General features: G+C 42.9%; 29 protein-coding genes. 26 read left to right on the forward strand and 3 right to left on the reverse strand.

The features are described from left to right. Positions 1-8 precede the first annotated feature (8 nt). The 9 genes from K2225_RS00860 to K2225_RS00900 all read left to right on the forward strand — a co-directional run bounded on the left by K2225_RS00860 (position 9) and on the right by K2225_RS00900 (position 6,907). Positions 9-1,262: a tetratricopeptide repeat protein gene (locus K2225_RS00860; protein ID WP_220583082.1), complete on the forward strand. Its 1,254-nt coding sequence runs from the start codon at positions 9-11 to the stop codon at positions 1,260-1,262. Positions 1,263-1,294: 32 nt separating this feature from the next. Beyond that, the gene (locus K2225_RS00865) at positions 1,295-1,855 is read left to right on the forward strand and encodes a ReoY family proteolytic degradation factor (protein WP_220583083.1); all 561 of its coding nucleotides are present in this window, start codon (positions 1,295-1,297) and stop codon (positions 1,853-1,855) included. A 107-nt stretch (positions 1,856-1,962) separates the two neighbouring features. Next, positions 1,963-2,418 carry a YpiF family protein gene (locus K2225_RS00870; RefSeq protein ID WP_220583084.1) on the forward strand — a complete coding sequence of 152 codons (456 nt, stop codon included), beginning with the start codon at positions 1,963-1,965 and terminating at the stop codon, positions 2,416-2,418. A gap of 133 nt (positions 2,419-2,551) precedes the next feature. After that, positions 2,552-3,061, forward strand: a complete 510-nt coding sequence (locus K2225_RS00875) for a QcrA and Rieske domain-containing protein (RefSeq protein WP_220583085.1) — start codon at positions 2,552-2,554, stop codon at positions 3,059-3,061. A gap of 3 nt (positions 3,062-3,064) precedes the next feature. After that, positions 3,065-3,739 carry a menaquinol-cytochrome c reductase cytochrome b subunit gene (gene qcrB, locus K2225_RS00880; RefSeq protein ID WP_160913544.1) on the forward strand — a complete coding sequence of 225 codons (675 nt, stop codon included), beginning with the start codon at positions 3,065-3,067 and terminating at the stop codon, positions 3,737-3,739. Between the two features lie 28 nt (positions 3,740-3,767). Next, on the forward strand, positions 3,768-4,757 hold the full coding sequence (locus K2225_RS00885) for a menaquinol-cytochrome c reductase cytochrome b/c subunit (RefSeq protein ID WP_220583086.1): 990 nt from the start codon (positions 3,768-3,770) through the stop codon (positions 4,755-4,757). Between the two features lie 80 nt (positions 4,758-4,837). Continuing rightward, positions 4,838-5,413, forward strand: coding sequence for a lipoprotein heptaprenylglyceryl N-acetyltransferase LhaT (gene lhaT / locus K2225_RS00890; RefSeq protein ID WP_483306103.1), 576 nt, complete (start codon positions 4,838-4,840; stop codon positions 5,411-5,413). A gap of 54 nt (positions 5,414-5,467) precedes the next feature. After that, positions 5,468-6,169 (forward strand): hypothetical protein, encoded by a 702-nt coding sequence (locus K2225_RS00895; RefSeq protein ID WP_220583088.1) that lies wholly within the window; start codon positions 5,468-5,470, stop codon positions 6,167-6,169. 63 nt (positions 6,170-6,232) lie between these two features. After that, the gene (locus K2225_RS00900; protein WP_115895308.1) at positions 6,233-6,907 is read left to right on the forward strand and encodes a zinc metallopeptidase; all 675 of its coding nucleotides are present in this window, start codon (positions 6,233-6,235) and stop codon (positions 6,905-6,907) included. Between the two features lie 63 nt (positions 6,908-6,970). Here the strand turns inward: K2225_RS00900 and K2225_RS00905 are convergent, their stop codons facing one another. Next, positions 6,971-7,843: a YitT family protein gene (locus K2225_RS00905; RefSeq protein ID WP_220583089.1), complete on the reverse strand. Its 873-nt coding sequence runs from the start codon at positions 7,841-7,843 to the stop codon at positions 6,971-6,973. Positions 7,844-8,330: 487 nt separating this feature from the next. On the opposite strand from K2225_RS00905, the gene K2225_RS00910 reads away from it, so the two are divergent. The 16 genes from K2225_RS00910 to nth all read left to right on the forward strand — a co-directional run bounded on the left by K2225_RS00910 (position 8,331) and on the right by nth (position 22,875). Beyond that, a complete protein-coding gene (locus K2225_RS00910) occupies positions 8,331-8,672 on the forward strand; it encodes a nucleotide pyrophosphohydrolase (protein WP_220583090.1) in 342 nt (113 codons plus the stop codon). Next, complete coding sequence (gene dapB, locus K2225_RS00915; protein WP_220583091.1) at positions 8,665-9,465, forward strand: 4-hydroxy-tetrahydrodipicolinate reductase; 801 nt, start codon at positions 8,665-8,667, stop codon at positions 9,463-9,465. Before K2225_RS00910 ends, dapB begins: the two co-directional genes overlap by 8 nt. Positions 9,466-9,481: 16 nt before the next feature. After that, positions 9,482-9,886: a methylglyoxal synthase gene (gene mgsA, locus K2225_RS00920; protein WP_220583092.1), complete on the forward strand. Its 405-nt coding sequence runs from the start codon at positions 9,482-9,484 to the stop codon at positions 9,884-9,886. 15 nt (positions 9,887-9,901) lie between these two features. Next, on the forward strand, positions 9,902-11,029 hold the full coding sequence (bshA, locus tag K2225_RS00925) for an N-acetyl-alpha-D-glucosaminyl L-malate synthase BshA (protein WP_220583093.1): 1,128 nt from the start codon (positions 9,902-9,904) through the stop codon (positions 11,027-11,029). Then, positions 11,022-12,224 carry a CCA tRNA nucleotidyltransferase gene (locus K2225_RS00930; protein ID WP_220583094.1) on the forward strand — a complete coding sequence of 401 codons (1,203 nt, stop codon included), beginning with the start codon at positions 11,022-11,024 and terminating at the stop codon, positions 12,222-12,224. Before bshA ends, K2225_RS00930 begins: the two co-directional genes overlap by 8 nt. After that, positions 12,200-13,192, forward strand: coding sequence for a biotin--[acetyl-CoA-carboxylase] ligase (locus K2225_RS00935; RefSeq protein ID WP_220583095.1), 993 nt, complete (start codon positions 12,200-12,202; stop codon positions 13,190-13,192). The genes K2225_RS00930 and K2225_RS00935 overlap by 25 nt, the downstream gene beginning before the upstream one ends. Further along, on the forward strand, positions 13,185-14,006 hold the full coding sequence (gene panB / locus K2225_RS00940) for a 3-methyl-2-oxobutanoate hydroxymethyltransferase (RefSeq protein ID WP_220583096.1): 822 nt from the start codon (positions 13,185-13,187) through the stop codon (positions 14,004-14,006). Before K2225_RS00935 ends, panB begins: the two co-directional genes overlap by 8 nt. Positions 14,007-14,014: 8 nt before the next feature. Next, positions 14,015-14,881: a pantoate--beta-alanine ligase gene (panC, locus tag K2225_RS00945; RefSeq protein WP_220583097.1), complete on the forward strand. Its 867-nt coding sequence runs from the start codon at positions 14,015-14,017 to the stop codon at positions 14,879-14,881. Positions 14,882-14,902: 21 nt separating this feature from the next. Beyond that, entirely contained in the window at positions 14,903-15,292 is a 390-nt protein-coding gene (gene panD, locus K2225_RS00950) for an aspartate 1-decarboxylase (protein ID WP_220583098.1), read from the forward strand. Positions 15,293-15,375: 83 nt separating this feature from the next. Next, positions 15,376-18,177 (forward strand): ATP-dependent DNA helicase DinG, encoded by a 2,802-nt coding sequence (gene dinG / locus K2225_RS00955; protein ID WP_220583099.1) that lies wholly within the window; start codon positions 15,376-15,378, stop codon positions 18,175-18,177. Positions 18,178-18,248: 71 nt separating this feature from the next. Next, on the forward strand, positions 18,249-18,419 hold the full coding sequence (locus K2225_RS00960; RefSeq protein WP_220583100.1) for a YpmA family protein: 171 nt from the start codon (positions 18,249-18,251) through the stop codon (positions 18,417-18,419). Beyond that, complete coding sequence (locus tag K2225_RS00965) at positions 18,382-18,909, forward strand: cell wall elongation regulator TseB-like domain-containing protein (RefSeq protein ID WP_220583101.1); 528 nt, start codon at positions 18,382-18,384, stop codon at positions 18,907-18,909. Before K2225_RS00960 ends, K2225_RS00965 begins: the two co-directional genes overlap by 38 nt. A 15-nt stretch (positions 18,910-18,924) precedes the next feature. After that, positions 18,925-20,109, forward strand: coding sequence for a pyridoxal phosphate-dependent aminotransferase (locus K2225_RS00970; protein WP_220583102.1), 1,185 nt, complete (start codon positions 18,925-18,927; stop codon positions 20,107-20,109). Positions 20,110-20,127: 18 nt separating this feature from the next. Next, the gene (gene asnS / locus K2225_RS00975; RefSeq protein ID WP_146816102.1) at positions 20,128-21,420 is read left to right on the forward strand and encodes an asparagine--tRNA ligase; all 1,293 of its coding nucleotides are present in this window, start codon (positions 20,128-20,130) and stop codon (positions 21,418-21,420) included. 91 nt (positions 21,421-21,511) lie between these two features. Next, positions 21,512-22,207, forward strand: a complete 696-nt coding sequence (locus tag K2225_RS00980; RefSeq protein WP_220583103.1) for a DnaD domain-containing protein — start codon at positions 21,512-21,514, stop codon at positions 22,205-22,207. Positions 22,208-22,215: 8 nt separating this feature from the next. Next, a complete protein-coding gene (gene nth / locus K2225_RS00985) occupies positions 22,216-22,875 on the forward strand; it encodes an endonuclease III (RefSeq protein ID WP_220583104.1) in 660 nt (219 codons plus the stop codon). Positions 22,876-22,914: 39 nt separating this feature from the next. Here the strand turns inward: nth and K2225_RS00990 are convergent, their stop codons facing one another. Continuing rightward, the gene (locus K2225_RS00990; protein WP_220583105.1) at positions 22,915-25,533 is read right to left on the reverse strand and encodes a penicillin-binding protein 1A; all 2,619 of its coding nucleotides are present in this window, start codon (positions 25,531-25,533) and stop codon (positions 22,915-22,917) included. A gap of 16 nt (positions 25,534-25,549) precedes the next feature. Next, positions 25,550-26,140 (reverse strand): Holliday junction resolvase RecU, encoded by a 591-nt coding sequence (gene recU / locus K2225_RS00995; protein ID WP_370632676.1) that lies wholly within the window; start codon positions 26,138-26,140, stop codon positions 25,550-25,552. Between the two features lie 588 nt (positions 26,141-26,728). On the opposite strand from recU, the gene K2225_RS01000 reads away from it, so the two are divergent. Next, the gene (locus K2225_RS01000) at positions 26,729-26,995 is read left to right on the forward strand and encodes a hypothetical protein (RefSeq protein ID WP_220583107.1); all 267 of its coding nucleotides are present in this window, start codon (positions 26,729-26,731) and stop codon (positions 26,993-26,995) included. Positions 26,996-27,000: the final 5 nt, after the last annotated feature.

Genomic DNA, 27,000 nt, shown 5'->3' on the forward strand with positions numbered 1-27,000 from the left:
ATGTCATCATGGAGGAAATACAAAAAGCCATCCGTCAAATGGAAGCCCACAAGACGGAAGATGCTATAAAAACTCTAACACAATATTTACCAGAGGCTGACGAAGAAGAGAGATTCACGATTGCTGAACTATACATGCAATGGGGGATGCTCGAGGAAGCCAAAATGGTGTTGCACGAACTCATTCAACGCTATCCTAAAGAACAGGAACTGAAAGTCATGATGGCAGAGATCCACATTGACCTTGATGAAGACGACGAAGCGATTGAACTGCTTGATCAATTTGGGCCGGAGGATGAAGACTACTTGCAAGCGCTTGTGCAGCTTGCCGATCTTTATCAAGCCCAGGGACTTTATGAAGTAGCTGAACAGAAGTTACTGATGGCTAAACAAGTGGAGCCGAATTCAGCGATCATTGACTTTGCTTTAGGTGAGCTTGCATTCTCCAATGGGGAATATTCGAAGAGTATCCCTTATTATGAAAATGCGATGCATCATCAACCGGTCATTGGTGATATTGAAGTGGCTACAAGACTTGCCGAAGCTTATGCGGCAAATGGTGAATTTGAACAAGCGCTTGAGTATTTCCAAAAAGTCGAAGAAGATAATCCAGATGTGATGTTTCGCTATGGTTTCGTAGCTTACCAGGCAAACCGTAACGACATTGCGATACATGTCTGGGAAGAGTTGATTGAAAAGGACCCTTACTTCCAGTCTGTTTACCCACATTTAGCGCAGGCTTATGATTCAGAAGGGATGCCGAAGGAAGCATTGGATATGGCTAAACAAGGCCTTACCAAAGATGAATTCAATAAGGAACTCTATCACCTCGCCGGTACCTTGTCTCATAGACAGGGAAACAAAGAAGAGGGATACAAGTGGATGAGAGAAGCGGTTGCTTTGGACCCAGGTTATAAAGAAGCGATACTTTTCCTTATTGAAAATTACAAGTCTGATGATATGAATGACAAGATCATTGATTTGATCAACGAGTTGATCTCTCTTGGAGAGGAAGACCCGAATTACTTGTGGGAACTTGCTCAAGCTTATGAAGAGGAAGAGAAATTCAAGGAGGCTTATGAGCAGTATCAGCAAGCGTACCCTTCCTTGAAGGAAGATACAGATTTCTTGAAATCTTACGGTTATTTCCTTGTAGAAGAAGGAAGGATGTCTGAAGCACGACAGATCTTTGAAGAATACTTGGCTATTGACCCTACAGATACAGAAATTGAGGACTTCGTTGAGCGGCTGAAAGAACAATGAGCTGATTAAAAAAGCGCAGGAGGGGCGCCCATATGCAAACACCAATCTCTGTGGATGAGAAAAAAGACTTTGTCCGCTGGTTTTTAAATCACTTTCAGTTGAAAAAGCGAGAGAGTGTGTGGATTCTGAATTATTTAATGAACCATGAATCTCTTTTGTCTAGTGTCCATTTTGTCCAGGAAGTGAAGTTTTGTCCGCGTGGTATGGAAATCAGTGCACAGGGTGTTTCTGACCCACCTTTCCGTTTTTATAAAGGCCAGGTTATGACAAATGATGCCGAGAAATCGTTTCATGACTTAAGGATGAATCAGGGAGAACCTGTCTATATCCAAATGAACTTTGAGAATGCACAGCAATGCTCAAAATATGCTCTGGTACTTGAAGAAAACCCGTATCTTCCAAAAGACTATTACTTAAATGACAGAGATAAAAATGAAGCGGAACGCCTTTTATCTGTCAGTCTTTTACAGCACAGACAGAAAAGTATTGAAAATCGGATCGACGAAGCTCTGATTAATGGGGAACGGGATGAATTCAAAGTACTATGTGGAAAGCTACAAAAGGTCAAACAGGATTTGAATGCATTTTTATAAAATAAGAAAGCCGGGACCCTTAAAAAGAAAAGGTCCCGGCTTTCATTTTTGTTTAAATATAGTAAAATAAAGAGAAAATGATACATAGATAAAGGATGAAATGAATTATGAGATGGACGAAAGCAGATACTACGCAATACATACCAGAAAAACAGTATATTGATACCGTAATCATTCCTTTGATTCCATTCGATCCAGGTAATGACCAACAGATGGTGAAACAAGCGTTTCAGCGTGAATTGAATCAAGTGTTTACGAACCTGATCGAGAAAGAATACAAGGGAAGGATATTCTTAGCGCCGGATTATCATTATCTTGAAGGATCACAAGCTAACGAAACAGAAAGGATCAATCGTTGGATTCATAAGTTTAAAGAGCAGCCTTTCCATCATATATTCCTTTTTACTTTCGACAGCAAATGGAAAAAATACGAAGCAGAGCTTGAGGGACACGTACTCTGGGTGCCTGGTATGGGTTCTGGTGATATTCAGTCTACCGAAACACAATCATTTGTTAAGGAGCAAGCTCACCAAATCAGTGAATTGATCCAGGCCTATTGGTAACTGGATAAAAGTTCCGACAAGGTTTGATAATTTATTGACCGCGCCTTGAGATTGCGCTATCATGGTAATGTCCTAGTAAACTGTGTGTAATCAATCCATGTCGCATGGATTACAGCATAGAGGGGGGAAAAGAATGAGCGATAAAAAACGAGTATCCCGACGTCAATTTCTAAACTACACGCTCACTGGTGTAGGCGGTTTCATGGCAGCGGGAATGCTTGCACCGATGGTTCGTTTCGCAATCGATCCTGTATTGAAAACGAAAGAGGGTGGAGATTTCGTCTCCGTAGCTTCCGTTGATGAACTTACGAATGAACCGCAGCGTTTTGAATGGACGATCGATCAAGTGGATGCTTGGTATGAATCAGAAGTTCAAAAAACAGCATGGGTGTACAGAAACGAGAATGATGAAATTGTAGCACTATCACCGATTTGTACTCACTTGGGTTGTACGGTTGACTGGGCTTCCAATGAGGAGTACCCGAACCAATTCTTCTGTCCTTGTCACGCTGGTCGTTATACGAAAGACGGAACCAACGTGCCAGGAACTCCACCGACGGCGCCACTGCCTCGATTTGAGTTTAAGGTAGAAGAAGGTATGCTTTACTTAGGTGAAACGAAAGATTCAGGAGGGGGGGCATAATACATGCTTCAGAAAATTTACGACTGGGTGGACGAGCGTGTAGATATTACCCCGCTGTGGCGTGATATCGCGGATCACGAAGTTCCTGAACACGTAAACCCAGCACACCATTTTTCAGCATTCGTGTATTGTTTTGGTGGATTGACTTTCTTTATTACGGTCATTCAAATCCTGTCCGGGATGTTCCTGACCATGTATTATGTGCCGGACATTGAAAACGCTTGGAAATCTGTGTATTACTTGCAGCGAGAGGTTGCTTACGGTCAAATCGTCCGTGGTATGCACCACTGGGGAGCGAGTCTCGTCATCGTCATGTTATTCTTACATACGCTACGGGTATTCTTCCAGGGAGCTTATAAAAAACCACGTGAGTTGAACTGGGTTATTGGTGTACTTTTGTTCTTCGTCATGTTGGGGTTAGGCTTCACAGGATACCTGTTACCTTGGGATAACAAAGCTTACTTCGCGACTCAGGTTGGTCTTGAAATAGCAGCAGCCACACCATTTATCGGTGATCAGATTCGGACATTACTGGCCGGGGACCCATCGATTGTAGGTGCTCAAACGCTTACACGTTTCTTTGCTATTCACGTATTCTTCTTGCCGGCTGCACTGTTCGGGTTAATGGCGTTCCACTTCATTTTAATCCGTAAACAAGGAATTTCCGGACCACTATAAAATGTAACGTTAAAAAGGAGGGAAAGCTGTGCATAGGGGAAAAGGGATGAAGTTCGTCGGTGATTCACGAATCACGGCAGAACGAAAAGCCAACTTACCAAAAGACTATTCGGAATACCCAGGCCGTACAGAAGCCTTCTGGCCTAACTTCCTGTTGAAGGAATGGCTCGTAGGATCTGTCTTCTTAATCGGATTTCTTATTTTGACTGCTGCTCACCCATCACCACTTGAGCAACAGGCGGATCCAAACAACGCCGGTTATATTCCATTGCCGGACTGGTATTTCTTATTCTTGTATCAATTTCTAAAATATCAATTCGCAGGTGGAGATTACATTGTTCTTGGTGCCATCGTTATGCCAGGACTAGCTTTCGGTGCTTTGCTGCTTGCGCCATTCCTAGATCGTGGTCCAGAACGTCGCCCTCAAAAGCGTCCGATTGCTGTTGGATTGATGATTTTAGGCTTTATCGCAACCTTCTGGTTGACATATGAGTCTGTTTCTCATGCTGATTATGAAATGCGTGCGGAAAAGTACGGAGTCAACGTGGAAGCGGTTGAATCAACGATCGATAAAGAGCATCCTGGTTATGCGGTTTATGAAGCGAACTGCTTAAGCTGTCACGGGGATGCTCTCCAAGGACAAGGAAACTATCCATCCTTGATTGAAGCAGATGTTACTGTAGAAGAAGTCAAAGATATTGCTGTTAACGGTGTCGGAGAGATGCCTGCCGGTATTTTTGGCGGAAGTGATGAAGAACTCCAGCAACTGGCTGAATTCGTCGTTCAAGCTGGCGGCGGTGAAGCTGGTGGCGAAGGTGGAGAGTCTTCTGGTGAAGGTTCCGAAGGCGGATCTGAAGAAGGCTCCTCTGGCGAAGGGTCTGAAGGAGACTCAGAAGAGGGATCTTCTGACGAAGGTTCCGAAGGTGGATCTGAGGAGGGCTCTTCTGAAGAAGGGTCTGAAGAGGGTTCATCTGAAGAAGGCTCCAGTGATTCAGAAGGTTCTGGATCTGAAGAGTAATTAGATACTTAATTCAATGTAGCCGCGCTTATAAAAGCGCGGCTACATTTGTATTGGAGGTACAAGGTAACATGAAACAACTGATTACCTATCTACTGACGAACCGAACATTTTTAGTTTTACTTTTCTTCATAAATTTGTTTGGAACTATTTACGGATACATATGGTATGAGCCTCAGCTATCTGTGACTGAGCCCATCTTTCTGCTGTTTGTTCCTGACAGCCCTACAGCCAGTTTGTTCTTTACTATATTCCTTGGATTTTATATCTTTGGTAAAAATGTTCCTTACATAGAAGCACTCGCCATCATAACACTACTTAAATATGGAGTATGGGCAGTTGTTATGAATGGTTTGACTTTATTAGAGTATGGATCGCTTCCATGGACCGGTTATATGTTAGTTTTTTCCCATGGAGCTATGGCTGTACAAGGCCTTTTGTATGCTCCCTTTTATAAAATAAAAATGAAACATATCGTCGTTGCTGCCATATGGACGCTTCACAATGATGTGATTGATTATGTTTTCGGTCAAATGCCTGTATATCCAGCCATTGTTGAGTATATGGATGAAATCGGGTATTTCACATTTTGGCTTAGTATCGCATGTATCCTTTGTACTTATCTCCTAACTGTTAAAAGAAACTCCCGGGTCTAAAATTCTGGTCCTTCTCATAAGATGAAATAATACTTGTGAGAGGGGAGAAGTGAAATGGGACGTGCCATGTTATTGATCATTTGTTCCCTTATTTTCACACTCGTACCATCTGGCCTTGTGCATTCTTGGTCGGAGGGATCTCCTGATTGGGAATCATTTGCATCACAATACCGCCGGTTGGCTGTTGATGGAAAGTTTGACCTTGCTGATCGGCTTTGGAATAGTAAATATGCGGAGATGGAACAATATGTTCAAACCCTACCGGATGAACATAAAGATGCTTGGGCAAGCCTGGAGGTCCATGGTTCAACAGATAAGCTTACAGAAACTAGATGGGAAGAGGGTCTCCTCACTTTTCTCATCGTTACTTCATCTGATGATCCGTACACCGTTTTAGAAGAAAAATTTGAATCCTTCTCAGATCGTTCAGTTTCTTCATTTTCACTCGAAGATATTGAGGAGGAGTGGAATATGATACGTCCTGTTGTGATGAATTATTCAGACAGATTAAAAGTAAACGAAGCCGATCAAGCGCTGCAGGAATTATCAATCAAGGATACAATTACTGGTCGTGAACATTTTTCTGGGAAAATCACAGAACTTGTCAAAGGGAACTCCCAGCAGGACTGGAATGCTTTCTTATCGACCGCCATTTTTGTTGGTGGGGCGATTATCATGACATTGCTTTACGTTGGAGCGGTCAATTATAGAGAAAGTTCAAAAAATAGACACACAATGAGAAGCGGTCATAGTTGATTTTTCATTATTTTTTGACTAAAATTGACCTATATACTCACATCCAAGATGGAGGAATGAAAGATGAGTTTTATTATTTACTTTGCGCTGATATTGATTATTCCACTGTGGGCGCAATCAAAGGTGAAAAGCACCTACAAAAAGTATTCAAAAGTTCCGACATCCTCAGCCATGTCAGGCGCAGAAGTAGCTAGAAAAATTCTTGATGATAATGGATTATACAATGTTGCTGTTGAAGAAGTCCGTGGACACTTAACGGATCATTATGACCCTCGATCGAAAGTCATTCGTCTTTCAACAGATATCTATCATGGCCGTTCAACTGCAGGAGCTGCTGTTGCTGCACACGAAGTCGGTCACGCGATTCAGGACGCACAGGATTATGCATTCTTACGCTTCCGAAGTGCCCTTGTTCCCGTCGCGAGTTTTGGTTCTAACATTTCCATCTTTCTTATTATCGGTGGATTTCTACTCGGGATGACCGGTCTTGCTTTAGCAGGAATTGTATTCTTCGCGGCTGCTGTCTTGTTCCAGTTGATTACTCTACCTGTTGAGTTTGATGCGTCAAACCGCGCCATGAGTCAATTGGTGTCAACTGGAGTCATTCGAAATGATGAAGAGCGCAAAACGAAGAAAGTGTTGAACGCTGCGGCGATGACTTACGTTGCCGGTGCTCTCGTGGCACTTGCAGAATTGCTGCGTTTCGTATTCATGTTTGTAGGCATGAACGAAGAATAAATAGAAAAACCGATCCTTGGAAAAGGGTCGGTTTTTTGTTTTGCTTGAAAATGCTTATTCAATCTAGTCGATAGGGTTTTTATTCTCATCCAAAGTGAAACCTTCGCCCATGACATCGTGTACATGACTAACAGCGACAAACGCATGAGGATCAATATGATCAATGATAGACTTTAGTCTAACAATTTCATTTTTACCGATGACGCAATAAAGCACATCCCTTTTCGAACCGGAAAAGGACCCTCTTCCTTCGAGCACGGTTACGCCTCGATCCATTTCTTCCATCACACGTTGTGAGATTTCCTCACTTTTCTCAGAGATAATCGTTGTCCCTCTCGCTGCGTACGCCCCTTCTTGTATAAAGTCTATGACTCTTGCGCCGACAAAAACAGCTACTAATGTGTACATCCCTCTTGTGTATTCGAGGTAAGTAATAATGGATACAAAAATGACTAGGGCATCAAAAAGGAACATGGCTCTTCCCATACTCCAACCAAGGTATTTATTGACAAGGCGTGCAATAATATCGACTCCGCCTGTCGTCCCACCGTACCGAAATATTATGCCCAGCCCAACCCCTATGAACACACCTGCGAACAAGGCAGCCAAGGTAAGATCATCGGAGAGGTTGAATTCAATCATATAGTTTTGAGAAACTGAAATGAAAACGGAAACGGCAAGAATGCCGATTAGGGAATAAAAGAACGTGATCCGGCCAAGAATCTTCCATCCTATGATGAGGACTGGAATATTGAGCACAATATTCATAAGCGCAGGATCCCAATCGAACAGGTATAAAAGTAGTAAGGTAATACCAGTAAATCCGCCTTCTCCTAATTCGTTCTGAATGTTGAAATGAACAAGTCCAAAAGAAAAGATAGCGGATCCGATTAAGATCCATATGATATTCTTCACACGTAGTCCAAAGATTTTCATATGTACACCTCCAATAGTTGTTTCACACGACTTCAATTATAGATAATTCAACGGATGGCGGCAATATCTTCCGGTTTTTAATTTTGGCTATGTAACTTTGGGATTGATTATTCATAAGGAAGTTTTTAATGGCATGAGGGTGGAAGGGTCAGTTTCGAGATGTTTTTCGAGTGGATAAGGGTTCGTTACTCACTTATATGGAGTGGGTGGTTGAGAAGATGCCAGTCTCCCGTGGGTGAAGGAGATAGGCGAGATCTCGCAGGACGCAGGCCAAAGAAGCTCGTCGCACGCAGATAAGCGAGTAGTTTCCCGACCACCCCTGACTCCATATGTTGCAGACGAACCCCTGTTATCCCGTAACTAAGTCTTTAATTAAAGGGAGCTCCTATATAATAAAAATATTTACAGGCTCAAACTAAAAAATTTGTCAAATGCCGGCCTTTTGGCTAACATTTAGAGAGAGTCCTTAAAGAAGCGAGGGTTTAGCATGAACTATACGACAAAAGATATCCAAAAAAGAGTAGATGATTACATATCACAATTCAAGGAAGGTTACTTTTCTCCTCTCAGTCTTCAGGCGCGCTTGACCGAAGAAGTCGGAGAGATGGCAAGAGAAATAAACCACCGGTATGGGGAGAAACCAAAAAAGAGTACCGAAGTAGATAAAGCTCTTGAAGAGGAGCTTGGCGATGTTATTTTCGTACTTACATGTTTTGCAAATTCACTGGACATCGACCTCTCTGATGCTTTTGAACAATCCATGAGTAAAATTGAGACGAGGGATAAAGATCGCTGGACACGGAAAGAAGGAGGAATGAAAGGTGAGTAATATTAAAGTGATTGTCGCAGGCCCGCGTGGTAAAATGGGCAAAGAAGCATTAAAAATGATTCATAACCAGTCCACTCTTTCACTGGTGGCTTGTATAGATCGGAATCACGAAGGAATGACTGTGAGAGAACTGGATGGCTTTCCTGATATGGAAGCGGTCATTTATACGGATGCTGCAAAATGTCTCAGTGAAGTGGAAGCTGATGTTCTTATTGATTTGACAACGCCTGAGAATGGATACAAACATACAAAGCTAGCTATTGAAAACGGAGTCAGACCTGTCGTTGGGACAACGGGATTCTCTGAAGAGGAATTATCCGAGTTAACTAATCTCGCATCTGAAAGAGGGATAGGGACCATCATTGCTCCTAATTTCGCGATTGGGGCTGTGCTCATGATGCAATTTTCAAAATGGGCGGCTAAGCATTTCCCAGACGTGGAAATCATCGAAAAGCACCACGACCAAAAGCTTGATGCACCTTCAGGGACAGCACTTAAGACTGCTGAATTAATTAAAGAGGTGCGCGATCCTCACAAACAGGGACATGAATCAGAAACAGAAACGCTTGAGGGCGCTCGCGGGGCTGATGTTGATGGAATGAGAATTCACAGTATGAGGCTTCCAGGTCTTGTGGCTCACCAGGAAGTTATCTTCGGCGGGCATGGAGAGACCTTGACCGTAAAACATGACTCCATTCATCGTGAATCATTTATGAGCGGTGTGAAACTTGCTGCCGAGCGTGTGATGGAACTTGACGTCCTCGTATATGGTCTTGAACACATACTTGACTAACAAGGAGAGGTTTACCATGAATATTGCATTGATTGCACACGATAAAAAGAAAGAAGACATCATTCATTTTGCGAAAAAATATCATTCCATCTTATCGAAGCACCAATTGTTTGCTACAGGTACGACAGGAATGAGGATCACAGACGAAGCAGATTTGAAGGTGACGAGGTTTCAATCCGGGCCGCTCGGTGGGGATCAACAAATCGGAGCAAAAATAGCAAGTGAAGAGATGCATATGGTTGTCTTTTTCCGTGATCCGCTAACAGCACAACCTCATGAACCAGATATTAGTGCATTGCTGAGGTTATGTGATGTTCATCAAATCCCGGTAGCGACAAATCAAGCGATGGCAGATATCATGATTCAAGCTTTGGATCATGAAGATTTCGATTGGAAAGGCATCATTGAAATGAACAGATAACAGGAGTGATCGATTATGGCTAAAATAGGTATCACTTGTTACCCCACCGTAGGGGGATCAGGTGTCATTGCTACAGAGCTAGGGAAATTGCTGGCAGAGAAAGGGCATGAGATCCATTTCGTTGCCTCTCAAGTGCCCTTTCGTCTGAACCGTGTATATCCGAATATTTATTATCATGAAGTGGAAGTCAGCAACTATCCAGTCTTCCAGCATCCTCCCTATGACTTAGCTCTAGCAGCGAAGATGGCCGATGTAATCAATAGAGAGGAATTGGATATTCTTCATGTCCACTATGCCATGCCGCATGCCATTTGTGCGATTTTAGCCAAGCAAATGTGTGAACGTGACGTAAAAATTATTACGACCCTTCACGGTACAGATATTACCGTCCTTGGTATTGATTCAAGCCTTAAACAAATGATTCGGTTTGGAATTGAACAGTCAGACAGAGTTACAGCTGTATCGCAAAGTCTTGTGGACCAGACGAAAGAGATGTTACATACAGACCGGTCTATTGACGTCATCTATAACTTTGTAGATGAACGGGAGTATTATCGAAGAGAAGATCAACGTCTGAAAGAACATTATGGGATTCAGGAGGAAGATGCGGTACTCATCCATATATCTAACTTTCGAAGAGTGAAAAGAGTGACCGATGTCATTAAAACCTTTGCAGCTGTGGCAGAGCAAATGCCTGCAAAACTGCTACTTGTCGGTGATGGTCCGGAGTATTCAGAGTGCCATCAACTTGTCCAACAGTTGGGATTAGAAGACCGTGTCCTCTTCTTAGGTAAGCAGGAAAATGTAAGTGAACTGCTTTCCATTTCAGATTTAAAATTATTGTTATCTGAAAAAGAGAGCTTTGGACTTGTCCTTCTTGAAGCTATGGCTTGCGGTGTTCCTTGTATCGGAACAAATATCGGAGGAATCCCAGAGGTCATTGATCATGGGGAGACCGGTTTTATCGCAGAACTTGGAAATGTTGAACAGATTTCTTACTTCGCCACAAAGTTATTAGAGGATAAGGAACTGCATCAAACGATGGCTGAACAGTCGAAAAGAGTCGTCCATGACAAGTTTGCAACGAATACAATCCTTAGGCAGTATGAAACTTTATATGAACAGGTCTTGAACCATGAGTAGTCACGATGTATTTAAACCTGCTTTTGAAGTGATCCAAAAGATTGAAGAAGCGGGTGGGGAAGCCTACATCGTCGGTGGTGCTGTGCGTGACTATTTGAGCGGCAGGCCTGTCAATGATATCGATATTGCTACATCGGAAACGCCTGAGCGGATTCAGGAAATATTTGAAAAAGTTATCCCTGTAGGAATCGAACACGGGACGGTAATCGTGCGCCATCGTTCTGTTTCTTACGAAGTGACAACGTATCGGGTAGAAGAAGGCTATGAAGATTATCGCCACCCAGATGAGGTGACATTCGTACGGGATATCACTCTTGATCTGGCTCGGAGAGATTTTACGACCAATGCAATCGCCATGAGCAGGGACGGGAGGCTTATTGATCCTTACCACGGACATGATGCCATTCGGAATAAGAAGATCGAAGCTGTTGGGGAGCCGTCTGAGCGTTTTCACGAGGATCCATTGCGAATGATGAGAGCTGTCAGGTTTGCCAGTCAACTTTCATTTAAGATTGAAAAGAGGACCGAAGAAGCCCTGACTCACTTGTCCCCTTTGCTTCAGCACATTTCCATTGAAAGGATTGCAGTGGAAGTGGAGAAAATTTTCGGAGGTTCGGATTATGCTTTAGGATTGCAGCTTCTGCAATCAACAGGGTTAAAGAATCATTTGCCCATTCTCAAAGATTTGGACATTCACAGAAATGTGCCGTATTCACCTCTCTTTGGGTGGCACGAGATCATTGCTTTTTATGCTTTGCAGTATCCACATCTATCTCCAGAAAATTTCATGAAGTCATGGAAACTCTCAAAGGATACAAAGAAGAAAACAGAACAGTTGTTGCACGCTTACAAAACTTACGAAAGAAAGAAGAATGTGACATCATGGCTGGTTTATCAATTAGATGATGAATTGTTCGCATCATTCTCTAGATTATTTTCTGCTCTCCATGAAGGAAATATGAATTTAGACAAGGATTTGACTGATAGGAAAGAGCAGCTGCCTATTCAAAATAAAAAAGAGCTGTCTTTCCAGGCTAGAGATCTTCTGCAATTGTACACACATCTACCGAAAGGTCCATGGATCTCAGAGTGGATGGACACGATTGAACACCATGTGGTCACAGGGGAAATAGAAAACGATTATGAAAAAATAAAGGAGTGGGTGAGGGGATGGAATCCACCCGCAAGCAATTAATCGAGTTACTGAGGAACATAGATGGTCATATTTCAGGCCAGGAACTTTCCGACCAATTAGGAATATCGAGGACAGCCGTTTGGAAACACATGAATGAATTGAAAAAGGACGGATATGAAATAGAAGCCGTTCAACGTAAAGGGTATAAAATTATGTCTTCCCCCGATAAAATTAGTGAGAATACGCTCAGATGGGGATTAGATACAAAATGGATTGGCCATGAGTTGTATCATTACGACCAGGTAGAATCGACCCAGGAAATTGTGCATCAGCTAGCCAAGCAGGGAAAACCCCATGGAACGGTGGTCATTGCAGATGAACAAGTGAAAGGGAAAGGACGAATGTCTAGAAATTGGGATTCACCGAAAGGGAAGGGGATATGGATGAGTGTCCTCTTACGCCCGAATCTACCTCCGGTCCAAGCACCTCAAATTACCCTCCTGGCAGCGACTGTATTAGCAAGGATGGTTGCAGAAAGGTCTTCGTTGGTTCCGCAGATTAAATGGCCGAATGATCTATTGATCAATCACAAAAAAGTATCAGGAATTCTTACAGAAATGCAAGCAGAGCAAGATACGATTCAATATATTGTGCTCGGTATGGGAATGAACGTTAATCAAGAAGACCGCGAAATACCTGAAGATATTAAATATAAAGCATCTTCCCTTAAAGTCGAATCCGGCCAGCATTGGAATATTCAACAAACGGTTCAACACATCTTACGTCTTTTTGAAGAAACCTATGAACAGTTTGAATCCCATGGGTTTGCGTCCATAAAACAGGATTGGGAACACTTCGGTTACAAAATCGGCGAAGAGGTGACAATCTCTACCATGAGAAAAACCTGGCAGGCGACTCTCATAGGGATCGAGCCTGATGGTGCTTTGCGTGCAAGAAGCAAAGGCGGCGAGGAAGAGAAACTGTATTCAGCGGAAATTCATTGGGGAGAGGGAGGATATCATGCGTAATAAGGCACAATTCCTGCGTATGAAGCATGACGAAGAAAAAATAGTCATGATCACAAGTTATGACTATCCATCAGCGAAAATGTCAGAAGAAGCGGATGTCGATATGATTTTGATCGGCGACAGCTTGGGAATGACGGTGCTGGGTTATGACTCAACGATTCCGGTGACTATGGAGGATATGATTCACCATGGGAAAGCGGTTTACCGTGGTGCCCCTGACACTTTCAAAGTCATTGACATGCCCTTCATGTCCTATCACATATCCACAGAGGACACGTTAAAGAACGCTCGCAGACTCTATCAGGAAACAGGAGCCCAAGCATTGAAGCTTGAAGGAAGTGGAGAGGTCTCTGAAGTAATTAAAAAGCTGGTTCATGCCGGAATTCCTGTGGTTGGACATATAGGTCTAACTCCGCAATCCGTCAATGTTCTTGGAGGCTATAAGGTTCAGGGGAAAGACCAGCAATCCGCAGAACGACTGATCGAAGAAGCGCTGGAAATCGAAGCGGCCGGGGCAATGGCGCTCGTCCTTGAGTGTGTGCCCAGACAGTTAGCAGAAAAGATTACAAACCGGCTATCTATCCCCACCATTGGAATTGGTGCCGGGGCAGCGTGCGATGGTCAGGTCCTCGTCTACCACGATATCTTAAAGTACGGGGTTGATCGATTACCGAAGTTTGTAAAACCTTATATCGATAGCAACCACCTTTTAGGAGAAGCAGTACAATCTTATGTGAAGGATGTAAAGATGAAAGCTTTTCCGGAAGAATCCCATACATTTACTATGGACCTTAATGATTTGCCAGAGGAGTAGGGAGATAAATGAAAGTACTAAGAGAAATTGATCATGTGAACACATGCATTTCCGAATGGAGGAAGAATGGGGAGACCATTGGATTCGTTCCTACAATGGGCTATCTTCATGAAGGCCACATCCGCCTTATTCAGGAAGCGAAGAAGGAAAATGACAAAGTAATTCTCAGCATTTTTGTAAACCCGCTTCAGTTTGGGGAAGGAGAAGATTTGGATACATATCCTCGTGATGAGGAACATGATCGTAAAGCAGCAGAAGAAAACGGCGTCGACCTTGTTTTTCTTCCGACAAATGAAACGATGTATCCACAGCCATTATCCGTGAATATGACGGTTTCTAAACGGACGAATGTCTTGTGTGGAAAGAGTCGTCCAGGGCATTTTGATGGCGTTGTTACTGTCCTCACGAAACTTTTTAATATCACGAGACCTGACAATGTCTACTTCGGAATGAAAGATGCACAGCAAGTAGCTGTCGTAGATGCCTTAATCAAAGACTATAATATGCCTGTTAACCTCATCCCTGTCCCTACGGTACGTGAAGGAGACGGTCTTGCGAAAAGCAGTAGAAACGTCCGTCTCTCCGATGAAGAACGAAAAGAGGCTCCTTTTATACAGGAAGCACTGCAGTATGGCAGGAAACTTGTTTTGGAAGGACAGAAGTCAAAAGAATTGATTGTTGAAGCCACAGAGAAGTTTCTTGAAAAGAAAACTCGTGGTAAGATAGATTATATTGAATTATTATCTTATCCTGAGTTAGAATTTATAGAGAAGATGGATCGTCCTGTGATTCTCGCTGCGGCTGTATTCTATGACAATGTGAGATTGATTGATAATGTCGTGTTCGATCAAGAAGGACATGTCATTTATGGGTGATCTTCAAGGAGGCCATTTCATATGTTACGTACAATGATGAAAGCGAAAATACACCGTGCACGCGTAACGGAAGCGAATTTGAACTACGTGGGTAGTGTGACGATCGATCAGGATTTGCTTGATCAAGTCGGTATACTTCCCCATGAAAAAGTGCAGATTGTGAACAATAATAATGGCGAACGGCTTGAGACCTACGTGATTGCTGGTGAACGTGGGAGTGGGGTCATCTGCCTGAATGGTGCAGCTGCCCGCCGTGTCCAGCCGGATGATATTGTTATTATTGTTTCCTATGCGATGCTTGATGAAGAAGAGCTGGAAGAATTCCGCCCGAAGATCGCTCTCATGGATGAGAACAACAGGGTCGAGCAAATCATCGAGGAAGAACCACCTTTACAAGCATTGCCATTATAAGAAATGACTAGCGAGTGAAGAAAGGATCTATGCCACGGTCTTAGGCAAGGTCCTTCCTTTTTGTTGTGAAAGTAGGGATGAACATGAAGAGATTTGCAATTGTGGATTTAGAGACAACAGGAAATGCGGCATCAAAAGGGGATCGGATCATAGAAATCGGTGTGGTTGTTATGGAGGAAAATGGGACAATCGTGGAAGAGTTTTCTTCTCTTGTTTATCCTGAAAAAGAAATTCCCCCATTTATACGATCATTAACTGGAATCGAAAATGACGATGTTTTGGATGCACCGCTCTTCTCTGAAATCGTCGAGGATGTCTATCCTCTGTTTCAACATGCTTTCATCGTGGCGCATAATATCGAATTCGATCTTGGATTTTTAAATGATGAATTGACCCGATGCGGTTATCAACCGTTACATAATCCGATCATTGATACCGTTGAGTTCGCACGCATATTGATGCCGACTTCTCCTACTTTCAAATTAGGGCAGCTGGCAGAACGTCTGGAGATGGGGCATGATCGACCACACCGAGCATTGTCAGATGCTCAGGTGACCGCCGATCTACTTCTTTATTTGTTGAAAGAACTTCAGCGTCTCCCTGAACGCACCATTCATCATTTGCTAAAGATTGAAGGGAAATTGAAAAGTGATTTCAGGGAGTTCTTTCTCAAATATTTAGAAGAAAAAAGGTATGGTACGAACCCTGAATCTGATGTGATGCTGAAGCACGGAATTGCCGTCAGGAAGCAAGTGCAGGAGCGTGAATCTAAAACTGTTCAACTTCCAGCGTTCGACACATGGAAAACGCAAGTGTTTGAGGGAGAAAATGGCCTCGAAAGCCTGCTTCCTGATTATGAAGTCCGAAAAGGGCAGCAGGAAATGACTTCAAGTGTCAAACAAGCTCTAGAAGAAAATAAGCACGCGATCATAGAAGCAGGTGCTGGAACGGGCAAATCAGTCGCTTATCTACTATCCGCTGCTTTCCAAGCTATGCAAAGTGGTAAACGTGTCGTCATCTCCACACACACAACAAGTCTTCAGAAACAATTGCTAGAGGAAGAAATACCAAAAGTTGAACGGATGTTTCCCCGTCCGATTAAAGCTGTGCTTTATAAAGGAAAAGCTCATTACATTAGTTTGATACACTTTCATTATGAACTTGAACGATCGTACCAGGATAACTACGATATTGCACTGACAAAGGCTATGATCCTCGTTTGGTTGACCAAAACGCGGACAGGCGATGTAGATGAAATTCAACTCCCTTCAAATGGAAGACAGTTTTGGCATAAAGTGTCTTCGGAACAATCAAGCAAAACCGTCAGACTTGGTTTCACGGATGATAGTTTTTTCCAGTGGGCTCAAGAGAAAGCGGCTCAAGCCGACCTTGTCATTACCAATCATGCCCTTCTGTGTATGGATATAATGAAAGAGGAATCGGCGTTGCCTGATTATGAGCATGTGATTATTGATGAAGCTCATCATTTGGAAGCTGTAGCTAGTCGGTACTTTGGTGTGCGAATGAATTATCGTGAACTTCAACGGCATTTGACCCAATTTGGAGAGATCCTCCATAAGAGTCTTTATAAGGGTTGGTCTTTGCAGGAAGACTTTTACACCAATCTAATCAAAGGTCAACAATCCATTGATGAGGCGAAGGAAGAGCTGAGCCATCTTTCACGTTATATTTATCAAAGCGTCAAAAAGCAGAAGCGGTTAGGGAAAGGGAAGAGTGATATTGGACGGACCCAGCTTCTTTTAAAGCCCGGAGAAATGCCGGCATTTATTGACACAGCCAAAGAAATGTCCCATCGTTTCTTGGCTATGATTAAAAAGTTGATTGTCTATATGGGAAGAATGGAAGAACAGTTGAGAATGCAGCTTGCCGTCAAAGAGGACTACAGTATCCCGATCCTGCTCTCACGATTGAACAATCAAATCGATGTCTGTCACCAAATTCGCTCCCAGCTCATTCATTACTTTGATTTTACAAGAGAAGAAGAAGTAAAATGGGTGGAAATTGAAGGAGAAGGTGCCGTTAACGCGATCTACTTATTCAGTGAACCGTATGATGTCGCTCATCTGCTCGAACAACGACTTTTCAAAAGGAAGAGCAGTGTAATTTTAACGAGTGCCACCTTAACCACAGATGGTTCTTTCGATTACATTCGGAAATCCTTAGGGATGAAAGGTCTTGTCAACACAATGGAAGCTGCGATTCCGTCTCCTTATCAGTTTAAGGAGCAGGTCCAGGTTATGGTGCCGAATGATTTTCCAAATATAAAAAGTGAGCCTGACGCGTTTGTTGAAGCACTCAGTGAAGCGATTTATTCTGTTGCAGAAGTGACGAAAGGAAGAATGCTCGTTTTATTTACTTCCTATGAAATGCTTCGTCAAACCTACTCACTTTTAAAAGAGTTTATTGACCCAGAAGAGTTCATGGTTTTTGCACAAGGTGTTTCCAGTGGAAGCAGGGATCGTTTGAAAAAAAACTTTCAAGCGTTTGATCAGGCTATTCTTCTCGGGACTAGTTCTTTCTGGGAAGGGGTGGACATCCCCGGAGAGGATCTTTCCTGTTTGATGATGGTCCGTTTACCTTTTCAACCACCAGATCAGCCTATACAATCGATTAGGAATGAGCGAATGCAAAAAGAAGGAAAAAATTCCTTTATGGAAAAATCGCTTCCTCATGCCATTATTCGATTCAAGCAAGGTTTTGGAAGGTTGATCCGAAGCAGCTCGGATCGAGGAATCGTCTTTATTTGCGATCAGCGGTTGATGGAGGCTCGATACGGTAAATATTTCTTGAACTCCTTGCCAGAAGTTCCTGTTTCTTATGAGTCCACCCGCCAATTGATCAATAAAATTGATAAGTGGCTCTGACTTCAGCGCATGGGACTGGACGTACCTGTTATAATAATAAGCGGACCCCGCACAATGGAGGTTTTTTAACGATGGAAAATAAGATTGAAACATTATCGACAGTCCGGATCCAAAAGTCTGACGATCTTTATAAAATTGTCGATACATTGAACCGCACACTTAAAGAAGATAATCTGATGTTTGGGTTGGCACTGGATGATGACGATGCTGAGACCGCAGTCTTCACCATTTACCGCACCTAGTTGGTTGAAGTGGAGCCTTGCGATAGCAGGAACCCTCTTTCTTTTGGCTTTTATCCTTTTCCTATGGGTATATATAGATGTGAACCAGGACCGCAAAGAAGGTCATCCTGAAGCAGAGGCGATTGCGAAAGAACAAGGCGACCTTACTACGATCGACCATGTATCTACATACCATGGGAAAAGAGAGTTCCATATCGTCCAAGGAATGAACGAGTCCAAAGAAGCATCCATTTTATTCATAGACATAAAGGAAAATAAGATCCTTGATGAGGTTTCTGGAAAAGTAGCGCTTAGTTTGGAAGAGATGCGCTCCCGGTGGGAGAAAATGTGCTCAAGTTGTACTTTCAAAGATATTCAATATGGTTTTGAGGAAAATGAACCTGTCTTTCAATTGACCTATATCGATGATCAGAACCGTTATGTATTGGATTATTTCACATTGCAGGGTGAAGCGTTTGATCAGCGTTTTGCTTTCAGACAGAATGAGTAAAAGGAGTGAACGTTTATGGAATTAGCACAACGAGTGAAAGCTTTAACACCATCAACAACACTGGCAATCACAGCCAAAGCGAAAGCATTGAAGGCTGAAGGTCATGATGTGATTGGATTGGGAGCAGGAGAACCTGACTTCAATACTCCGTCGTACATCTTGGATGCCGCTAAACGTGCGATGGATGAAGGAATGACAAAATATACACCAGCTGGTGGAGTTCCTGAGCTGAAAAACAGCATTACAGCAAAACTGAAGCGTGATCAAGGTTTAACGTACACAAATGAGCAAATCATTGTTACTACAGGTGCGAAGCATGCTTTGTTCACTCTGTTCCAGGTCCTTCTGAACGAGGGAGATGAAGTGATCGTCCCTGCTCCTTACTGGGTCAGTTATCCAGAACAGATTAAGCTCGCTGAAGGTAAGCCCGTCATTGTTTCAGCTGATGAATCCAATGATTTTAAACTGACACCACAGCAACTGAAAGAAGCGATTACACCTAAAACAAAAGCGGTTATCATTAATTCTCCAAGTAACCCGACAGGTATGATGTATTCGGAATCAGAATTAAAGGCGCTCGGAGAAGTGTGCCTTGAGCATGACATCCTGATCGTGTCAGATGAAATCTACGAAAAATTGATCTATACAGATGAAAAACATGTTTCAGTTGCTCAGCTGTCTAAAGAACTGTATGATCAAACGATCATTATTAATGGGGTTTCCAAATCTCATTCGATGACAGGTTGGAGAATCGGTTTCGCTGCTGGAAATAAAACCGTTATTAAAGCGATGTCCAATATGGCTTCCCATTCCACATCAAATCCGACCACCATTGCCCAGTATGCAGCACTCGCTGCTTATACGGCTTCCGAAGAGAAAGTAGACGAAATGAAAGAGGCATTTAAGGAACGTTTGGATGTCCTTCACAAGCGCCTGGTTCAAATTCCTGGAGTGCATTGTGCGAAACCATCTGGCGCTTTTTACCTTTTCCCTAACGTGAAAGAAGCGGTGGAGCACGGAGGCTTTGAGGATGTGGATGCATGGGTGAAAGCTTTATTGGATGAAGAAAAAGTGGCCCTTGTCCCAGGTTCAGGGTTTGGAAGCCCGGATAATGTGCGCCTGTCCTACGCGACATCCTTGGATCAGCTCGAAAAAGCAGCTCATCGAATCGAACGTTTTGTAAACAAACATCAATCTTAAGCTTTTGGAGGTTTTAGTGTGAAAACAACGATATCTGAAGTATCAAAATATGTAGGGGAAGAAGTAACGTTAGGAGCTTGGCTTAGCAACAAACGCTCCAGTGGTAAGATTGCGTTCCTTCAACTTCGTGATGGAACAGGCTTTATGCAAGGGATCGTCGTAAAAGCAGAAATTGGAGAAGAAAAGTTTCAAGATGCGAAAGCTTTAACGCAGGAGTCTTCCCTTTATGTAACAGGTGTGATCGTGGAAGATACGCGTTCTCCACTTGGCTACGAAATGCAAGTGAAAGATTTTGAAGTAATTCATGAAGCGGTCGATTATCCGATCACACCTAAGGAGCACGGTCCTGAGTTCCTTATGGATCACCGCCATTTGTGGCTCCGTTCAAAACGTCAGCATGCTGTCATGAAAGTACGAAATGAAATCATTCGCTCCACTTATGAATTTTTCAATGACAATGGATACGTCAAAATCGATCCTCCTATTCTTACAGGATCTTCAGCAGAAGGAACGACAGAACTTTTCCATACGAAATATTTTGATGAAGATGCTTACTTGTCTCAAAGTGGTCAACTTTACATGGAAGCTGCTGCAATGGCTTTCGGTCGAGTATTCAGTTTCGGACCGACTTTCCGTGCTGAGAAATCCAAAACCCGCCGCCACTTGATTGAATTTTGGATGATTGAGCCTGAAATGGCATTCATGGACCATGAAGACAGCCTACAAGTCCAGGAACAGTATGTTTCTCATGTCGTACAATCGGTGCTTAAGAATTGTAAGATCGAACTTGATGCACTCGGAAGGGACACAGAGAAACTTGAAAAAATCCAGGCTCCATTCCCGCGCATTAGTTATGACGATGCCATCCAACTTTTGAAAGATAAAGGGTTTGATGATATCGAATGGGGAGAAGATTTTGGAGCTCCGCATGAAACAGCGATTGCAGAAAGTTATGACAAACCAGTTTTCATTACCAATTATCCTGCTGATATTAAAGCATTCTATATGAAGCCGGATCCGGAACGCCCTGAAGTAGTTCTATGTGCAGACTTGATTGCTCCTGAAGGGTATGGTGAAATCATCGGTGGGTCGCAACGAATCGATGATTTGGAGTTAATGCAGCAGAGATATGAAGAACATGATCTCACTGGAGATGCGTACAAATGGTATTTGCAATTACGTGAATACGGAAGTGTCCCACACTCCGGCTTTGGATTAGGACTTGAACGTACCGTTGCTTGGATCTCAGGAGTCGAGCACGTTCGCGAGACGATTCCATTCCCTCGTCTATTGAATCGACTGTACCCGTGATCACTAATCATGCGGATGAACGAACACCGATTTAACGCTGCGGCGTATCGGTGTTTTTCATTCTATGAAGATTAAGAATGGAGGGATTGATTTGGCTAAATACCAAAGCTTTCAGAACATCATGGATAACCAAATGGTCGTTCCAACGAAACTACTTGAAAATTTTCATCAATTAAAATTGAATGAAACAGAACTGGTCGTTCTCTTACAAATCCACCGTTTTCGCACAGAAGGGAATGGATTTCCGACACCTGAACAACTGGCGACTCATCTAACCATTACGTCCCAGGAATGTTCACAGGTACTTAGGAGCTTGATCCAAAAAAGGATGATGACCATTGAGCAAAATCAAAATGAGCATCGAGTCCTTAATGAATATTATTCACTAGAACCATTATGGGAAAAAATATTTACCGTATCCCCGAAGCCTCAAACAAGTGACAGAACTTATGATGAAAATATATTTCCACTGTTTGAACAGGAATTCGGGAGACCCTTGTCTCCATTTGAAATTGAGACCATCAATATATGGCTTGATGAGGAAGAGCAATCTCCAGCATTGATCAAGGCTGCGTTAAGAGAAGCGGTATTAATGAGCAAACTGAACTTCAAGTACATTGACCGTATCCTGAGGGAGTGGAAGCGTAAAGGTGTTAAAACGGTGGAACAAGCCCGGGAACAGGGCAAACAGTTCCGTCAAGGACAACAGGCACCGAAAACTCAAAAGCAGGAGAATAAGAAGCGTGATATCTCCCTTTACTATAACTGGTTGGAGGAGGATTCTTAAAACACACGATGTTGAATAAACAGCAGATCCGTCATTGTCTAGATACGTTTGAAGAAATGTTTCCTGAGGCCGAGTGTGAATTGACGCACAGCAATCCTTTTGAACTCCTCGTTGCTGTCGTTCTGTCAGCTCAGGCGACTGATGCGTTAGTGAACAAAGTGACTCCTCAACTTTTTGAGAAATATAAAAAGCCTGAGGACTATATCGCTGTTCCATTAGAAGAGCTACAGAATGACATCAAACGGATTGGTTTATACAGGAACAAGGCAAAGAACATAAAGAAGCTTTCCCAAACCCTTGTTGAAAAGTTTAATGGGGAGGTCCCCCCGACAAAAAAAGAGTTGGAGAGCTTAGCGGGAGTAGGTAGAAAAACGGCTAACGTCGTAGCTTCCGTCGCTTTTGATGAACCTGCTATTGCGGTGGATACTCACGTAGAGCGTGTTTCCAAACGTCTAGCTTTTTGCAGGTGGAAAGACTCTGTCTTGGAAGTCGAAAAGACATTAATGAGGAAAATCCCGGTGGAAGAGTGGAGTGTAACCCATCACCGAATGATATTTTTCGGACGCTATCACTGTAAAGCCCAGCGCCCGAATTGTGAAGAGTGTCCTTTGTTATTCTTGTGTAGGGAAGGGCAAAAACGAATGAAAAAGAAAGAAAAATCACAATAAAAATACCCTCTCGAATTTATTTCGAGAGGGTATTTTTGATTAAGCTGCATCTTGCTGTTCCTGGTCCTCCTCAGGTGGAGGTTGTTCTTCGTCAGAACCACCGTTCCCGCCTGAACCAGAATCATCACTTTGGTTTTGATCATCGCTTTCACCGTCATCATTAGTGCCGGATCCATCATCTTGGCCATTGCCTTGACCATTCCCTTGACCTTCTCCATTATTGTTTCCGTTGTTATTTCCTTCTCCGTCTCCTTCATTATTCTCTTCAGGAGGCCCTTCACCTTCCGTGTCCTCTTCTTGATCTTCCTGATTTTCTCCTTCTTCGGATTCTTCAGGATTTTCCTGTTCAAGAGAACCCGGGGCTTGAACCGTGACGGTAGCAGGGTCACTATTTGCTGTATTGTCGTCATCACTAACAACGACTACAGCAAATTCGTAGGAGGCGCCTGGGTCGACGTTCGTAATTTCGACACTCGTTTCTTTCGTTGTTGTCAATTCTCTCATTTCTCCACCATCAATGGAGGCAGCAATACGGAAACTGATGTTATCTGTATTCCCGTAAGACCAAGAAAGATCAATACTGGATGTTTCTTCATTAAATTGTCCAGCCAGGGATTGGACAGGATCCAATTTCTGATACGTTTCTGATACTTTAGATGGCTGATTGTCTACGTGGAATAATTCCGTAACAATGCGGTCCGATGGTGTATATTCACTAGGTAAACGTGCAGGTCTGGAACCTTTCTCGACATCTACCCATGCAACGGAATCCGGTTTAGTAAAGTCTGCTGTTTCGATTCCCTGCGATAGCTGAGTCATCAACGGCTTGTAAATCTGTTTTGGTATATCTTTCGCCGCTTGGGACATCGGATCTTCTCCATCGTAACCTGACCAAATGGAAATGGAATAGTTCGTTGTGTAACCATTAAACCAGGAGTCTGATGCATAGTCCCCACGGTTCGTGGTTCCGGTTTTTCCTGCATCAGGTACACCAGGTACGTTGGCAGCTGTCCCGGTGCCTTCGCTCATAGTGGTTTGCAGCATATTCGAAATCATAAAGGCCGTGTAACTGTTCATGGCAGACTTTGGCTCTGGCGTAAGTTCAACGGTTCCTTCTCCAGGAACTTCGACTTTGGTAACCGTATGTGGTTCATTATATACGCCTTCATTACCAAAGGCAGCGTAAGCGGCAGCCATTTCTTTAGGATTCGTTCCGGAACCTCCGCCGATGGCATCCATTTGATAAATGGTGTCGCCTCGGAAAGTAAAACCTAGCCCCTCTGCGAATTCTTGCGCTTTATCCAGTCCAACTTCATTGATCGTTTTCAATGCTGGGATGTTCAAGGATCGACTAAGCGCATATCTAGCGGATACCCAGCCTCTGAAGTTGTTATCAAAGTTATTGACTGATTTACCATTAACCTCGTAAGGCTCATCTTTAATTTGGTGATAAGTGGACATTTTATTATATTGAATGGCCGGACCATATGCAGTGATCGGTTTGAATGTTGAACCTGGTTGACGGTTAATTTGAGTGGCCGTATTGAACTGACCTTTTTGGTAGTTCCGGCCTCCGCCAATTGCTCGAATGGCACCTGTCTGAGTATCTGTGACAGCAACACCAGCCATTAATTTTTCATCCGGCCATGGGGTAGGCCCCTCATTGCTTAAGAGCTGTTGAACTTGTTCCTGCGCTTTAGGATCTAAAGTTGTATAAATTTTCAACCCATCTTTATAGATATCTGAGCCATCCATTTTCTCTTTGATCTCACGTTCCACTTCATCGAGGAACGCTTGGAATGGTGCTTCTTTTTCAGGCTGTCTTTCAATCAACATGTCTTCGACCTTCACTTGGCGTGCTTCTTCAGCTTCTGCTTCTGTAATTTTTCCGTGTTGTACCATCAAGCTAAGCACCGTGTTCATTCGATCCTTTGCTAAATCCGGATTTTCAAACGGCATGTAGCCACTTGGTCTTTGCGGAAGTCCTGCCAATAAGGCGGCTTCAGGTAATGTAAGCTCACTGAGGTCTTTTTTGCCAAAATAAGTTTCTGCAGCTTCAGCAACCCCGTAAGCCCCAGCACCATAGTAAATTTTGTTCAAGTACATTTCTAAAATCTTTTCTTTGGAATATTCCTGATCTAACTTAATTGCCATGTACTGCTCTTGCACTTTACGTTTTATGGTTTTATCTTTGGTTAAGAATGATTCTTTGACGACTTGCTGAGTAATTGTACTGGCTCCTTCAGCACCGAACCCCCCAGTAATGTTAGCGAGGACGGCCCCTCCAATTCTTCGGAAATCAATTCCGATATGATTGAAGAAGCGAACATCTTCGGTCGCTAGTACAGCGTCTTCAAGAACGGGAGGGATATCGTTGTACGTGATTTTCGTCCGTCGCTCGTCTCCGGCTAAATCAGCATACAAGTCTCCGTTTTTATCATAAACTTTGGAAGAGAATGGATCGGATAATTTCGATTCATCTAAACTTGGAGCCGTAGCAACATAATAGGCAAATAATGCTCCAACCCCTAACATCAGAACGACTCCGATGGTTAAGAGGGTCATGAAAATTCTTTTGAATTTTGATGTGCTTTTTCCTTTTTTCGATGATTTCATCTGTTTTCTTCTTGCTGTGCGTGACTGGCTATCATTGGCCATTTACATTTCCTCCATTTCAGAAATAAAGCTTATCGATGGCCGTGGCATAATGAACCCTGGCCTGATAATGAAAAGGGATTTTGATTCCTTCTTTAGCGATGTGGTCATAAGGAATCGATTTCCTCCCGCCCTTCCACTGATTTTCCCAGAACGGAAAAATTGATGATGTTGGAAGGAGGTACGTCTCATCTAAAGGTGTGAACTTTATGATCATAAAGCTGATCCCACCGTGCGCTTGAGCAGCTCTCATATGGTCAATCTGGTGTTGGTGAACATTACTCAGTGGAAAAGAAGTTTTATTTTTTGTTTCTTTTGCCTCAAAATCAATGTATTTTCCACGATAAACTCCATTAAAGTCGGTCGTAGAGGCTTGTTTGAAATACGCCTCTTTAATGACAGCGGCACTCCTTTTCGGGTAATCCACTTGTACGATTTGAACCGGCGTAGGCTTTTTATGGACTACCGCCACCCCTGCCTGCAAGTAATACTCGTTCGTTACATTAATGTCTTCTTCCAGTGACATTCCCCGATTACTGAAATCCGGTTTTGTTTTTCCTTTAGGAGCTAAATTTGCCTTGGAACTACGTCTCCCATTGGGATAATTCACAACCAATCCCTCCCTATAGCCATGAGAGTATCATACCAAATTTTCGAGTCCAAGAATATATACATGCGACTCATTTTATTTAGACGTATTAAAGGCAGGAAAGTTTCACCTGTTCACAAGATTGACACAAACAACAAAACCGCCAGGATTGTTTTCCCTTCTATATTCCATCCAAAACCCTAATCATACTCTTTCGATATTGAACGATGTTTTTTGACTCCCGTTGGTATGGGTGGCATCCTCTATGAACGAATGGATCATATGGAAGGATATGAATAAGGATTCGGCATAGGGCCGTTTCTAAACAGTTTATAAAAAAAGCTGCTGCTATAAAAAATAGCAACAGCTTCTGTCCAATCACGTAGAAGGGCGGTTCTCACCAGATAATTTAGGATTGTCCGTTTTTGCCGGTGTTGGTTTTTTATTTTTCTGTTCTTTTTTCTTAGCCATATGGTTTTCTCCTTTTATGTCGAAGATTAAAGTCTGGTTTGACTTGTTTTGTTGCTTTAGTTCTAGTCTTGTCATCCGTAGAGGAGTTATGCATGCAATAGAGAATTTGTTAAACACCAATAAAAGGGGGAGTAGTGTATGAAGAAAAATAGTGTCATCACACCGTATGAATTTGAGGAGCAGCTCTCGCACTTACAGGAGAAATTCTCCTTACTTGAGCGCAGGTTGTCCATCAAAGCAGATGAAATCGTGTTTAATATGGCCGTCTCCCACCGTAAAGAAATTGATGAATTGAAGAATGAAGTGTTTGGGCTTCGAGATGAATTGAGAAAGATCAAAAAAGAACGCCGTTATGAATATATGGAGAAAGTTGCTCAACAAGCCCGACGTCGTTCTGTAGGTTGATTTTG

Source organism: Halobacillus sp. Nhm2S1 (genome assembly GCF_019599545.1).
Lineage (GTDB): Bacteria > Bacillota > Bacilli > Bacillales > Halobacillaceae > Halobacillus.

Excerpts from the sequence above, each read along its gene's own strand:
- K2225_RS00860 (WP_220583082.1), top strand. The coding sequence starts at position 9 with ATGGAGGAAATACAAAAAGCCATCCGTCAAATGGAAGCCCACAAGACG.
- K2225_RS00865 (WP_220583083.1), top strand. The coding sequence starts at position 1,295 with ATGCAAACACCAATCTCTGTGGATGAGAAAAAAGACTTTGTCCGCTGG.
- K2225_RS00870 (WP_220583084.1), top strand. The coding sequence starts at position 1,963 with ATGAGATGGACGAAAGCAGATACTACGCAATACATACCAGAAAAACAG.
- K2225_RS00875 (WP_220583085.1), top strand. The coding sequence starts at position 2,552 with ATGAGCGATAAAAAACGAGTATCCCGACGTCAATTTCTAAACTACACG.
- qcrB (WP_160913544.1), top strand. The coding sequence starts at position 3,065 with ATGCTTCAGAAAATTTACGACTGGGTGGACGAGCGTGTAGATATTACC.
- K2225_RS00895 (WP_220583088.1), top strand. The coding sequence starts at position 5,468 with ATGGGACGTGCCATGTTATTGATCATTTGTTCCCTTATTTTCACACTC.
- K2225_RS00900 (WP_115895308.1), top strand. The coding sequence starts at position 6,233 with ATGAGTTTTATTATTTACTTTGCGCTGATATTGATTATTCCACTGTGG.
- K2225_RS00905 (WP_220583089.1), bottom strand. The coding sequence starts at position 7,843 with ATGAAAATCTTTGGACTACGTGTGAAGAATATCATATGGATCTTAATC.
- K2225_RS00910 (WP_220583090.1), top strand. The coding sequence starts at position 8,331 with ATGAACTATACGACAAAAGATATCCAAAAAAGAGTAGATGATTACATA.
- mgsA (WP_220583092.1), top strand. The coding sequence starts at position 9,482 with ATGAATATTGCATTGATTGCACACGATAAAAAGAAAGAAGACATCATT.
- bshA (WP_220583093.1), top strand. The coding sequence starts at position 9,902 with ATGGCTAAAATAGGTATCACTTGTTACCCCACCGTAGGGGGATCAGGT.
- K2225_RS00930 (WP_220583094.1), top strand. The coding sequence starts at position 11,022 with ATGAGTAGTCACGATGTATTTAAACCTGCTTTTGAAGTGATCCAAAAG.
- K2225_RS00935 (WP_220583095.1), top strand. The coding sequence starts at position 12,200 with ATGGAATCCACCCGCAAGCAATTAATCGAGTTACTGAGGAACATAGAT.
- panB (WP_220583096.1), top strand. The coding sequence starts at position 13,185 with ATGCGTAATAAGGCACAATTCCTGCGTATGAAGCATGACGAAGAAAAA.
- panC (WP_220583097.1), top strand. The coding sequence starts at position 14,015 with ATGAAAGTACTAAGAGAAATTGATCATGTGAACACATGCATTTCCGAA.
- panD (WP_220583098.1), top strand. The coding sequence starts at position 14,903 with ATGTTACGTACAATGATGAAAGCGAAAATACACCGTGCACGCGTAACG.
- dinG (WP_220583099.1), top strand. The coding sequence starts at position 15,376 with ATGAAGAGATTTGCAATTGTGGATTTAGAGACAACAGGAAATGCGGCA.
- K2225_RS00960 (WP_220583100.1), top strand. The coding sequence starts at position 18,249 with ATGGAAAATAAGATTGAAACATTATCGACAGTCCGGATCCAAAAGTCT.
- K2225_RS00965 (WP_220583101.1), top strand. The coding sequence starts at position 18,382 with ATGCTGAGACCGCAGTCTTCACCATTTACCGCACCTAGTTGGTTGAAG.
- K2225_RS00970 (WP_220583102.1), top strand. The coding sequence starts at position 18,925 with ATGGAATTAGCACAACGAGTGAAAGCTTTAACACCATCAACAACACTG.
- nth (WP_220583104.1), top strand. The coding sequence starts at position 22,216 with ATGTTGAATAAACAGCAGATCCGTCATTGTCTAGATACGTTTGAAGAA.
- K2225_RS00990 (WP_220583105.1), bottom strand. The coding sequence starts at position 25,533 with ATGGCCAATGATAGCCAGTCACGCACAGCAAGAAGAAAACAGATGAAA.
- K2225_RS01000 (WP_220583107.1), top strand. The coding sequence starts at position 26,729 with ATGAAGAAAAATAGTGTCATCACACCGTATGAATTTGAGGAGCAGCTC.